Here is a 12,666-nt window from a genome sequence, read left to right as displayed (position 1 = left end):
GTGGACTGAACGAAATATCAGCCAACTATTTCAGGATCTGGCGCTTCACCAGCAGCGTGTGGCTTATCGTCTTGGTACTGTGGTACTGCATGAGGAAGAAAAAGAAGGCGTTACGGTTTTAAATATTGTTGATGGTCAACAGCGCATATTAACACTGGTGTTGGCAATCTACGCAATCATGACATGTCGGCGTTCTGAGTTGCAACGTGCCGATTTAAAAAAGCAGCTTGATAAATTGGAACCTTGTGTACGCGTTTTTATGCAGCGGCAACAGTTCAGTCGCGAGATCAGCAAACAAAATTTGCTTCGTAACTATCAGGGACTGACCCGGTTGATTCAGAAACATGAATTTACCGAAAGCCATATCGATTTTTTGCTGAATCAATGTCAGGTGGTTATTTTTGTTTTGCAAGATATCTCTGAGGCGTTTCAGTTTTTTGATTCCCAAAATGCTCGTGGGCGTGACCTTGAGCCCCATGATCTGTTAAAAGCATTTCATTTACGCGAGTTTTCACAAGAAGAACAGTCACTTAAAGCTTCAGTTGTTTCGGGCTGGGAGGCGATGGAAAGTGATGCGTTAGCAACATTGTTTGCTCAATATCTCTATCGGGTACGCCGCTGGGCCTCGGGGCATTCAGCTCGTTATTTCGGCAAGAATGACATTAGTCTTTTCAAAGGTGTCAATCTGGATAAGATTGGTCACTTCCCTTACGTAGAATCACTACGTATCTCTCATCATTATGTCGACGACTATAATCAACAGTATCACCGCAAAATTGATGGCCATCAGATGCGTTTCCCCTTTTATCTCGATCAGATCATTATTAATGGTCGGCGTTTTTTTGAGATGACGGAACATTATCAACAGCAGGTTCAGCAGATAAGCCAGTCAGAGCAAGATGAAGGTCGGGTGTTTATGGGTATAGAGCTGACAACCATGGCTGTCGATATTTTAGTGCTGCTAAATAGCAATGAAAAATATCCGCAACGTCATCGTACCGGGGACAAATATGTACGGTCTATTTTTGATTGTGCTCTGATTTTTTATATTGATAAATTTGGTCTTGAATCTCTCTCTGCTGCTATTGAGAAGATATTTATCTGGGCTTATTCCCTGCGAATTAAACAGCAAGTCGTTCAACTGGCGACGATGGATAATTACGTACTCAATTTTAATTTGCTCAGAATGATTAAAGAAGCGATTGATCCGCTTGATGTTTTGATGATGCCCCTACAGAGCCTTTCTGATAGCGATAACCGTAATAACCGTAACAATAATAATGCCGATAAGGATCCGCTTGTCTGCATGTTCAGGAAGATGAATTACTATGTCAAATCAGAGTAATGAACATATCGTTGAATTCTCTGTTCAACAATTGCTTGGTGATGCGGCGAATTATCTTATCCCTATGTATCAGCGAAATTACGCATGGGGGGAGAGAGAAATTAATCAGTTGGTTCAGGATGTGACGGATTATCAGTCGTTAATCAAAAATCCACGTTACTACATCGGCACCTTGATCGTTTATCGGCGAACTGATGGTGTATTTGAAGTGATTGATGGGCAACAGCGATTTACGACGTTATCGTTAATGGCTCTCTATCTGAGTCATCAAAAGCGGAATGATGAGTCTGTACTTGTGAAACAACTGAATCTGACTTTTGAAAGTCGGCCAAAATCACAAGCCACATTGAAGGGACTATTGCAGGGGATCCAACCCCATTTACTTGTGGGGGATGAATATAACGAATCGCTAGTTCGTGGCTATATTCTTATTGGCAGGGCTCTTGAACGACTATCGATTAAGCTTGAGGATTTTGTTCATTATCTATTTCATAGAATCAATATTATTCGAGTTGAAGTCCCTCAGGGGACGGATCTTAATCATTATTTTGAAGTGATGAATAACCGCGGTGAACAGCTAGAAAAGCATGAAATACTAAAAGCGAAATTACTATCGGTTCTGAATCAAATAAAAAATGAAAGGGATCGAACTCGCTCAATTCAGGTGTTGCATAAAGTGTGGGAAGCGTGTGCGAATATGGAGCGCTACGTTCAGTATGGTTTCTCTGTTGAAGAAAGAAACCGATTTTTTGGTCATGAAAACTGGGGCCAATTTACTGTTACCAATTTTGATGGTTTGATGAATGGACTAGATGAAAAAGAATACGCTGAAAACACCAGCTCCTTATTTGATATTATCAACCAAAGTCAAAAATTTTCTGAAGAAACCGCTACTAATGAGTATGAATCACCGGATCGTTTTCATAGTGTGATTGATTTTTCTAATTTATTGCTGCATGTTTTACGTGTGTATACACAAGAAGATATTGCTCTGGATGATAAGCAGTTGATTAATCAGTTTGATCATCATCTGTTAAAAAAAACGCAAACAGTAAAACAGGTCAAAAAATTTATATTTGCTTTGCTTAAATGTAAATACTTGTTTGATCAATTTGTCATCAAACGAGAGTTTACCCAGAGAAAAGATAACTGGAGTTTGAAAAAACTAAAATATTATTCTCCGGAGAAAAAACGTTTCACAGTTAGTTTTGTCAATAGCTTTGATGATAATGATAACGACTATGCTGGGATTAACCGGGAAGTATTGATGCTACTTGCTGCGTTTCATGTATCTACACCAACTTTAGTCTATAAACACTGGTTGAATGCTGCGCTGTATTTTTTATATTACGATCAAAATAATAGTGCTGAAGATTATTTAAAATATCTTATGAATATCGCTAAACGATTTGTATTTGAACGCTTTTTAGCACCTGGTGTTGGGGAAGATTATTATCATATGCTTTATGACCGCTATGATGAAGATGTACCTAAAAACAGAAAATTGAAGGATATCGCAACGGAAAAATTATGCTATGGACAGATTGAAAGTAACTTTGTATTTAATTTTTTAGATTATTTGCTTTGGTTAGGCGGGAAAGAGTCATCCTCAAAGATTAAAGAATTTGAATTTACCTTTCGCAGCTCTGTTGAGCATTTCTACCCTCAGCATCCGATAGGTGAATTCTCTAAGCTAGATAGTGAACATTTGAATTCATTTGGTAACCTCTGTTTGATCAGTCACAGTAAGAATTCCCGTTTAAGCAATTTCCAGCCAAATAGTAAACTAGAATATTTTGAAAAGCAGAAAGAGATAGACAGCCTCAAGCTTTACCACATGATAAATCTGACGAAAAAAAATAACGGTTGGACTGAAACTGAAATTCAGCAACATGGTGAAGAAATGGTTGATATTCTTCTACATTCAACTCAGGAATAAAAGGCATACCATGAGCGTAGTTGGACAAAAAGAGCGCGTCACACAAAACCGAGTGGTGAAATTTTTTCAGGATCAACTGGGTTATGACTATTTAGGCAACTGGGAATATCGCGCGGAAAATAACAATATAGAAACGGAGCGATTAACCCAGTGGCTTAAAAAACAAGGGGTGTCGAATGCCTTGATCGTCCGTGCGCTGCATAAGCTTGATAAAGCTGCGGCTCTGGGAGAAGGCAAAAAACTCTTTGACGCCAATAAAGAGGTTTATCGCTTGTTGCGTTATGGCGTGAAAGAGAAAGAAGGGGCAGGTGAGCAAAATCAAACGGTGTGGTTAATTGATTGGAACCACCCTGAGAACAATGATTTTGCGATTGCTCAGGAAGTGACGGTGAAAGGCGAACACAAGAAACGACCGGATATCGTGCTGTATGTGAACGGTATTGCGTTGGGTGTCATTGAACTGAAACGCTCCTCGGTCTCCGTCGCTGAAGGGATTCGTCAGAATCTCGATAATCAGAAGAAATCCTTTATTCGTAGTTTTTTCACCACCATGCAGTTGGTGATGGCCGGCAATGATACTCAGGGATTACGTTACGGCACGATTGAAACGTCTGAGAAATATTATCTTGAGTGGAAAGAGGCCGAAACTGAAAACACATTACCCCATAAACATATTCAGACCGATACACTTTTAGATATTCATATTGCTCAACTGTGCGAGAAAGAACGCTTTTTGCAGATTGTGCACGATTTTATTGTCTTTGACTCCGGGGTAAAAAAGACCTGCCGCCATAATCAGTTTTTCGGTGTTATTGCGGCGAAAAAGCATGTGCAGCATCGTAACGGCGGCATTATCTGGCATACCCAAGGCTCGGGGAAAAGTCTCACTATGGTTTGGTTGGCCAAATGGATTCGTGAGCATGTCAGTGATGCACGGGTTTTAATTATTACCGACCGCACTGAGTTGGATGAACAAATTGAAAAGGTGTTTACTGGCGTCGATGAAGATATCTACCGCACCCAAAGTGGCGCGGATCTTCTGGCGACTTTAGGGCAAACAAACCCATGGTTGGTGTGTTCTCTCGTACATAAGTTTGGACGTAATGGCGAGGCACTGAGTGAAGATGAAAACGATGCAGCGACTCAGCGTTATATTGAAGAGATAAAAGCCGCTGCAAAAGGGTTTGAACCCAAAGGCAACTTGTTTGTTTTTGTCGATGAATGTCACCGTACCCAATCAGGAAAATTGCATGAGGCAATGAAAGAGTTTTTGCCTGATGCGATGTTTATCGGTTTTACCGGTACACCACTGATGAAAAAGGATAAGAAAAAATCCTTAGAGGTGTTCGGGCCTTATATTCATACCTATAAATTTAATGAAGCCGTTGAAGATGGGGTGGTGTTGGATTTACGTTATGAAGCGCGTGATATTGACCAACATCTAACCTCACAGAAGAAAGTGGATCAATGGTTTGATGCGAAAACCAAAGGTCTGTCGAATTTGGCGCGTATGCAGCTCAAACAAAAATGGGGCACGATGCAGAAAGTGCTTTCGAGTCGCTCCCGTTTAGAACAACTCGTCAGTGATATTCTGATGGATATGGAAACCAAGCCCCGTTTGATGGATAGACGCGGTAATGCGATGTTGGTATGTGCCAGTGTTCATCAAGCTTGTGTGATTTACGATTTGTTCAGCCGGACGGATCTGAATGGCAAGTGCGCTATTGTGACCAGTTATAAACCAGCCCCCAGTACAATTAAGGGGGAGGAAACGGGGGAAGGGCTGACCGAGAAGCTCTTTAAGTACGATACGTATCGTAAAATGCTGGCTGATTATTTCGAACAAAGCGAAGACGATGCTGCGAAGCGAGTTGAAGAGTTTGAAAGAGAAGTCAAAAAACGCTTCATTGAAGAACCGGGACAAATGCGTTTGTTAATTGTGGTCGATAAACTGTTAACGGGCTTTGATGCGCCATCGGCGACCTATCTTTATATTGATAAAAGTATGAGGGATCACAGTCTGTTTCAGGCCATTTGCCGGGTGAACCGCTTAGATGGTGAAGATAAAGAGTACGGCCATATTGTTGACTATAAAGACTTGTTTCGTTCATTAGATAAGGCGATCAAGGACTATACCAATGAAGTCTTTGATGGTTATGACCACGATGATGTTGCCGGATTGCTGAAAGATCGGCTCGTGGGCGCAAAATCGGATCTCAATGTTGCGCTGGAAATGGTGCGGGCATTATGTGAACCCGTGAAAGCACCGCGGGCAACGACGGATTTTATTCATTATTTTTGTGGTGAGTCTGGTGTTGAACCGACTGATCCCGATGAACGAAGTGAGAAAGAAGCGCTACGTTTGGCTCTGTATCAATCCGTTGCGAAGTTATTGCGAGCTTACGCCAACCTCGCTAATGAGATGACTCAGGCGGGCTACACTGAGCTGCAAGCGGAAGCGATTCGCAAAGAAGTGGCATTTTATGAAAAAATCCGTGACGAAGTGAAAGTAGCGAGTGGTGATCTTCTGGACAGCAAACGTTTTGAACCTGCGATGCGTCATTTATTGGATATGTATATTCGTGCGGATGGCAGTGAGCTCTTGATGGATTTTGAGGAGTTTGGTCTGATTGATTTGATCATCAACAAGCAAGATATGACATCTGTCCCCAAAGGGATTCGTGACGATGAAGATGCGATGGCGGAAGCCATTGAGAATAACGTGCGTAAAACCATTGTGGATGAGAATCCGGTTAACCCGAAATTTTATGATCAAATGTCGGTGCTACTGGATGAAATTATTCGTTTACGTCGTAAAAAGGCACTCGACTATCAGGCGTATTTGGAAGAAATTCGTAAATTAGCGCAGAAAGTGAAAAATCCAGCGGGAAATCGAAGTGCCCATTATCCGGCATCAATCGATTCGATGGCGAAGCAATCTTTATACGATAATTTAGGCAATGATGAAGTGTTGACTGCAAAGATTGATGCGGCTGTCCGTTATACGAAGAAAGCGGATTGGGTTGGGGATCGTTTTAAAGAGCGTGAAATAGCCCGTGCGATTAATAACGAAACGGTCGGATATGATATCGACATTGACGAAGTCATGAAACTGCTTAGAGCTCAGAAGGAATACCATTGATGCCGGCTGATAGCTGTTCAACTATGACGATTGGTAGTATTGAGGTCGAAGTCCATCGGAAATCAATCAAGAACATTCATTTAAGTGTATTACCTCCGAATGGGCATGTCCGTTTATCTGTGCCACAGAATACGAGTGAGCATGCTATCCGTTTGGCGATCATTCATAAATTGGGGTGGATTCATCAGCAGCAAGCTGACTTTGCAGCACAGCCTCGCCAGACCACACGAGAGATGATAAGTGGTGAAAGCCATTATGTGTGGGGACGCCAATACCGGCTTGATGTTGTTGTCAGTTCAGTCAAGCACGCTGTTAAGGTGAAAAATACAGAATGGTTAGAACTGAAAGTGACACCCAATACGACAACGGATAATCGGGTTAAATTGCTCAATCATTTTTATCGTCATGAAGTTCATCAAGCGCTCGAAAATTTGCTCCCTTTTTGGACGCAAAAAACAGGCATCAGTGTGAGTGCGATTGGTGTGAAGAAAATGAAGACCAAATGGGGCAGTTGTAACATTCAAGCGAAACGACTGTGGTTGAATTCAGAACTCGCTAAAAAACCACCTGAATGTTTGGAATACATATTGGTTCACGAGATGGTTCATTTACTCGAACGTCATCATAATGAGCGCTTTAAGCATCTGATGGATCAATTTATGCCTAACTGGCGAGAGCGGCGTAGTTTGCTTAATAGTTTGCCTTTGGCGTATGAGGATTGGCGTTATTGATTCTGTATTGTTTATTAATGAAGAGAACTAACCAGTAATTTGTCATGGGACACCCGCAATGAATGACCAAGAGATTACCGATAAGGCAATTGCTGAAGCTAAAAAAATCAAAAAGGCTCTGGCTAAGAAAATGGTTGATCATTTGCCTCAGGAAGAATCTGCAGTCTCTGTTTTTATGGCAGGTTCTCCCGGGGCAGGAAAAACTGAAACAGCACGTAATATTTTGAGGATGTTTAAAACTCAAAGTGGTATGTCGCTAGTCCATATCGAAAATGATGAGCTTCGTAAAGAGTTCGAGGATTATCATGGAGAGAATTCATCGTTGTTCCAAAGACCTGCTACTCTTCTGGTAGAGGCGATTCATGATCGTGCTTTAAAAAAGGATGTAAGTTTTATCTTAGATTCAACATTGTCTAGCTTTGAAAAAGCAAAAGACAATATCGAACGTTCTTTAAAGCGTGGACGTTATGTACAAATTATCTTTGTATATCAGGAGCCAGAACAAGCATGGCGCTTGGTGAAAGCACGAGAAAGAGTTGAAGGGCGAAGAGTTCCTGAAGATGTGTTTGTGACTCAGTTTATGCAATCGCAACAAGTCGTTAGTGAATTAAAGAAAATATTTGGTTCTGACATTGATATTATGTTCATTGAGAAAAATATTGACGGCAAGAACGAAAGACCTCATTTTAATGTGACTGACATTGACGCATTGTTACGCAAAAAGTACAATCGCCAATCTCTCGAAACCATCGTCGGATTAAGACAATCATAAGATAAGGAGGAAAGGATGATCGGTACTAAACGTGAAAAGGTTAAATCCACACCTTTCTCTGATTTTATTCGTCATGCTTCATCAAGCGAGAAACGTAAACTCTTCGATAAAGTGGTAAGAGAAACGATTAAAGAACAGCAAGAAATGATCGCAAAAGCTGATCAGCGTGTTTGTCGTTAGAATAAAACGTAATTTTATCAAGGCCGCTATTAAGCGGCTTTGTTGTTTCTGGATTTTAAAAAATTCATAGATATCATCACCTTGAACTAACCCAATAGCGAAAGGTGATGATATGCAAGACTACTATACGTTTGATTCGATTGAAAGACGTCATGGCTGTCGTTGCCCCGACTAAAACGGACAGTTTAAATCGCCACTTTAAGCGCTCGATACCCTCTCAGTGACATCATTTTCAATCCGCTGTGTAAATGATAGATTCTGCGAGCTTAACAAGTACCGTTGCTGCATTCGGGCGGCTGTTCATCCGTTTACCGAAGATATTCAGTGGCTAGCCCTCATTGTCCCAAGTATCTAGACCCAAGCACCTCAGTCCAATTTGAGTTGATCACTACAATTTGAGTTGATCACGACAAAGCAATTAGGGTGCTATCCTCCCGCGACAAACTCGTTCCGTCATCTCCCGTAATTTGTCCACTTCACTTTGTAAATACGTCAGCTCTTCGGCGGTGATTTCGTAATGTTCGGAATAGCGGGCATCGATGTAGGCGCGTTTGAGGCGCTGGAAGCTGCGACGGTGGAACTTGTTTTCCATCGGGAATAGCTCGGCAAAGGCCGGGTCTTGCTGGGCGCACATCGAGCGCAGGCTTTCAATATTGTGGGTTTTGGGCAGATAGTTGGTACACACCAATAGGGTGCAAGCAAAAAAACGTTCGGTGGCTTGGTGAAGCATGAATGCTGAGAGATTCAAGTCTTTGTTCTCGAACATAATTTTGAAATATTTTTCATGTTGTTCAGCACTTTCAAACCAGTGGCTAAAGTGTTTACTGGCAATTGCCACTCGCTCTGCTTCACTTAAATTCCCCGGCATGGGCAGTTCCCGCTTATCGGCGCTGAACAGTTCAATGCCCTGTTCCCGAATATCTTTAAAGAAGTAGTGACCTTGCTGGAGTTGCTGATGGACTTCATTGAGCGTGTGGACGATCAAGCCGAGCGGGGCGGAGTTAACCCGACGCGCGATCTGCTCTTCGGCACTGTGCCACACCGCGTACTCTTCGACCAATGACGAGCGGTTGACGATCACCAGAATATCGTAATCGCTGATATAACCGTTGGGGCGGTCACTGACCCATGTGCCTTTGGCATGGCTGCCAAACAGGATAATTTTGAGGATCCGAAACTCAGCTTTACTGCCGTTTTTGTTGCGTAAGAAATCATCCAGCGTATCGCGTAATACGGTGGTGATGGTATGAAGTTCTTGTTGCTTCCGCTCCGGGAGGTGGTCGAGTGCTGTTTTCATCGCGGTTATCCTACTATGAGCCGGGGGGAAAACAAACCGTTACCGCATCGGGCAGCGTTGTTTTTGTTGATGATTTGCGGTTTTGTCATGGTGATCCCCGGCTGTGATTCAATGCTGGTATCGTGATCGATTTTGGTGTTGGTGGCGATATACGCAAGGGCACTTTGCGACACAATTCAGGAAAAATCATACTTTTCTAATGCTTGTGGGGATAGATTGCGCTTAGCAACTGGGCAATCAGTTATTGCGCCAGTACCACTGACGGAGCGCTGTCACCTTTGGCATTTACGTGGAATGGATTATCATCACTAAGAGGGGTCAGCATGACATGCTGACCCCTCTTTCTGCTTTCTTCTTTCTGTTTTTTCGGTCAAATGTCCGAAGCCGGAATATGGCTTATTCTACCGTGACATCACAGACCATGTGCCATGCTTGCGGCAGCACTTTTTTACCTGAGCAGACCTCGATGGTGTGGCGCGATTCAATCTCTTGTGAGGAACGGCCAATCATCAGCTCAAACTCACCCCCTTCAACGACCCGTTGGTTGGAAGCATCGGTAAAATTCAGCATATCCACCGGCAAATGGAAGGTGACGGTTTTCTGCTCTCCGGCTTTCAGGAAAACCTTTTTAAAACCTTTCAGCTCCTTCACCGGACGAACAACGGAACAGACTTTATCCCGCACGTATAATTGCACAACTTCCGCACCGTCACGCTCACCGCTATTGGTAATCGTGACCGACAGCGCGACCGACTCATCAAAATCATATTCAGTTTTGGCAAGTGTCGCATTGCTGTAATCGAAGTGGGTATAACTGAGCCCAAAGCCGAAGTTGAACTGAGAACCAAAGTGGAATGCGATCGGGGTGCCTGAGCTTTTCAGTTTATGGTTGTAGAAGTAGGGCACTGCACCGATATTTTTCGGGATCGACACCGTCAGGCGGCCGCTTGGGTTGATCACGCCCGTCAGCATATCTGCGATGGCGTCGGCACCGCCTTGTCCCGGCTCCCAGCCGTAAACAATGGCAGCGGCTTCGTCTTCAGCACGTCCCAAATGATATGGCCGGCCACCAGTAACGAGGACGACGACGGGTTTACCGCGATCTAATGCCGCATCGAGCAGTTGTTGCTGGACGCCCGGCAGGTTGAGCGAATCTGCATCCGAGCCTTCACCGATAGTGCCGGTTTGGAACAAACCAGCCAGATCGCCGACACACACAACGGCGACATCTGCATCATCAATGATCGACACAGATGAGGCAATCGCGGATGTATCCAAACTGACGGGTGAGACTTTGTCTTGTGTCACCGCCATATCCACATCACCGGGGAATACCGGCGCACCGCTTTCACGTTTGGTGAGAATGTCACAGCCTTTTTGATAACCAACCAGAGAGACCCGTTCCGCCAACGCTTCTTTAATTGATTTTGCCACGCGCTCGGTGGCATTCACTCCGGCAAAAATGAGATGGACGGGGAAGCTATAGCCGGAAAGCAGCGCCAAAGGATCATCGGCCGTCGGCCCGATGAGCGCCACTTTGCTCTGTTTTGACAGGGGCAGATGACCATCGTTTTTCAGCAAGACAATCGATTCCGCCGCTGCTTGGTAAGCTAATTTTTCACTCACTTCATTATGCAATGCTTCAGTCGGAACCGGGGTGTAAGGGTTTTCAAATAAACCGAGTTCAAATTTGACTGACAAAACGCGTGCAACAATTTCATTAATTTTTGCTTCGGTAATCAAGCCGCGTTCAATGGCCTGAGTGAGGTAAATGGCACATGTGTCGTCCGGTAATTCAACATCAAGCCCGGCGTTAAAGGATTGTGCTGCCGCATCGACGCGATCTGTTGCAGTGGCATGGTGTTCGCTCAGCAACTCAACACCGCCGTAGTCAGCGACGACTAAACCATCAAAGCCCCATTGATGACGCAGTACCTCGGTCAGCAAGTATGTAGAACTATGACAGGGTTCACCGTCGATATCATGATAAGCCGGCATTACAGAGCCCGCTTTGCCGAGTTTTACTGCCATTTCAAATGGTAACAGGAACGTATCATTGAGTGTTTTAAAACCAATATTGACCGGCGCATGATTCCGCGCGCCTTCACTGGCAGAGTGACCGACATAGTGTTTCAGCGTGGCGATAAAGTCCCGATCTTTGCCTTGTAATCCTTTGACATAACTGGTGGCCATGATGCCGACAAGGTAAGGATCTTCGGCTAATGTCTCTTCGGTACGTCCCCAGCGGACATCGCGAGATACATCCAACACCGGTGATAACCCTTGTTTGGCACCGACAGCTCTTGCCTGACGGCTGATATCTTGCGCGACTTGTTCGATCAATTCCGGGTTCCAGGTGTGACCATAATTGATTGACGCGGGATATAGGGTCGCGTCTTTTACCATCAGACCGACGAGACATTCCTCATGGGCAATTGCAGGGATTCCTAACCGGGTTTCTTCGACCAGATATTTTTGTAGTTGATTGAGAGCTTTGACGCCAGTCCCGGCATCGACAATATGTGTGCCGAGAGGGCGGGTGATTTGCCCGAGACCATGCATGAGCTTTTCTTTGACGGAACGAGAAACAGCCTGATTCGAAAATTCCAGTTCACGTTCTTGGTGATCACCTTGTTCGTCGAGAATCAGCCATTGTGCGCCTAACTGCGCGATTTTTTCTTCGATTGTCATCTGTGACAGTAAGTCACGAACACGTTCAGACGTTGTGTAGCTCGCATCTTTGTAAATTGACATAAACAAGTTCCTATCATTGAAAACTCCATTGGAGACACCGTCCATTTTGACTCAGTCTTGCAGCGCTGCATTTATTCAAATTCACGATCAGGTTACGTTATTTTGTAAATGTGATTCAAATACAAAAACTGAAGGTACACGAAACATTGGTTGAGATAAGTCATCTGTGCCAAATCATTATTATATCAATCCATATGATATTTTGTTTATCATTTATGACTATCAGGAGATACCGTGTGTGGTTGATAATAGAGAAAAACCGTAATGAAACATAACTGTTTGTGTGCGTTTTTGTGATAAATAACACGCACTGCATGAGAAGCGCAGTAATATGTTTGTATCATTATTATCTCTTTTTTACTACAGCGATTACATTTGGATATTTTTTATATTCTGTATTATTTGTCTCATAATAATTAAAAATTTGGTTAAACATTATATCTTATCGGGGGTGGTTTGGGTGATATCAATCCATATATACACCATATCCCTTGCGCGGACTGAAC

General features: G+C 43.5%; 8 protein-coding genes. 6 read left to right on the top strand and 2 right to left on the bottom strand.

Going from position 1 to position 12,666, the window contains the following annotated elements; translation table 11 throughout:
• From AC55NX_RS12900 to AC55NX_RS12875, 6 genes are all read left to right on the top strand, one after another.
• The coding region (locus AC55NX_RS12900; RefSeq protein ID WP_496996116.1) for a DUF262 domain-containing protein at positions 1-1,345 on the top strand (1,345 nt) is incomplete at its 5' end.
• Positions 1,329-3,284: a DUF262 domain-containing protein gene (locus AC55NX_RS12895; RefSeq protein ID WP_496996115.1), complete on the top strand. Its 1,956-nt coding sequence runs from the start codon at positions 1,329-1,331 to the stop codon at positions 3,282-3,284. The genes AC55NX_RS12900 and AC55NX_RS12895, both read left to right, overlap by 17 nt.
• Before the next feature lie 10 nt (positions 3,285-3,294).
• The gene (locus AC55NX_RS12890; protein WP_496996114.1) at positions 3,295-6,426 is read left to right on the top strand and encodes a type I restriction endonuclease subunit R; all 3,132 of its coding nucleotides are present in this window, start codon (positions 3,295-3,297) and stop codon (positions 6,424-6,426) included.
• Positions 6,426-7,157: a M48 family metallopeptidase gene (locus tag AC55NX_RS12885; protein WP_496996113.1), complete on the top strand. Its 732-nt coding sequence runs from the start codon at positions 6,426-6,428 to the stop codon at positions 7,155-7,157. Before AC55NX_RS12890 ends, AC55NX_RS12885 begins: the two co-directional genes overlap by 1 nt.
• Before the next feature lie 58 nt (positions 7,158-7,215).
• Positions 7,216-7,929: a zeta toxin family protein gene (locus AC55NX_RS12880; protein WP_077332942.1), complete on the top strand. Its 714-nt coding sequence runs from the start codon at positions 7,216-7,218 to the stop codon at positions 7,927-7,929.
• Positions 7,930-7,944: 15 nt separating this feature from the next.
• The gene (locus AC55NX_RS12875; RefSeq protein ID WP_162841936.1) at positions 7,945-8,109 is read left to right on the top strand and encodes a hypothetical protein; all 165 of its coding nucleotides are present in this window, start codon (positions 7,945-7,947) and stop codon (positions 8,107-8,109) included.
• Between the two features lie 418 nt (positions 8,110-8,527).
• On the opposite strand, the gene AC55NX_RS12870 is transcribed toward AC55NX_RS12875, so the two are convergent.
• Entirely contained in the window at positions 8,528-9,406 is an 879-nt protein-coding gene (locus tag AC55NX_RS12870) for a HEPN domain-containing protein (RefSeq protein ID WP_496996112.1), read from the bottom strand.
• Between the two features lie 396 nt (positions 9,407-9,802).
• Positions 9,803-12,160, bottom strand: a complete 2,358-nt coding sequence (locus AC55NX_RS12865) for a glycoside hydrolase family 3 N-terminal domain-containing protein (protein ID WP_496996111.1) — start codon at positions 12,158-12,160, stop codon at positions 9,803-9,805.
• Positions 12,161-12,666 lie beyond the last annotated feature (506 nt).

It is taken from the genome of Vibrio rubrogenes (genome assembly GCF_059641415.1).
The sequence above is the reverse complement of the archived record's forward strand: the minus strand, read 5'-3'. Positions and strand labels throughout refer to the sequence as shown.

What these genes read in the sequence shown, in the direction of transcription:
- AC55NX_RS12895 (WP_496996115.1), top strand. Translation starts at nt 1,329, where the DNA reads ATGTCAAATCAGAGTAATGAACATATCGTTGAATTCTCTGTTCAACAA.
- AC55NX_RS12890 (WP_496996114.1), top strand. Translation starts at nt 3,295, where the DNA reads ATGAGCGTAGTTGGACAAAAAGAGCGCGTCACACAAAACCGAGTGGTG.
- AC55NX_RS12885 (WP_496996113.1), top strand. Translation starts at nt 6,426, where the DNA reads ATGCCGGCTGATAGCTGTTCAACTATGACGATTGGTAGTATTGAGGTC.
- AC55NX_RS12880 (WP_077332942.1), top strand. Translation starts at nt 7,216, where the DNA reads ATGAATGACCAAGAGATTACCGATAAGGCAATTGCTGAAGCTAAAAAA.
- AC55NX_RS12875 (WP_162841936.1), top strand. Translation starts at nt 7,945, where the DNA reads ATGATCGGTACTAAACGTGAAAAGGTTAAATCCACACCTTTCTCTGAT.
- AC55NX_RS12870 (WP_496996112.1), bottom strand. Translation starts at nt 9,406, where the DNA reads ATGAAAACAGCACTCGACCACCTCCCGGAGCGGAAGCAACAAGAACTT.
- AC55NX_RS12865 (WP_496996111.1), bottom strand. Translation starts at nt 12,160, where the DNA reads ATGTCAATTTACAAAGATGCGAGCTACACAACGTCTGAACGTGTTCGT.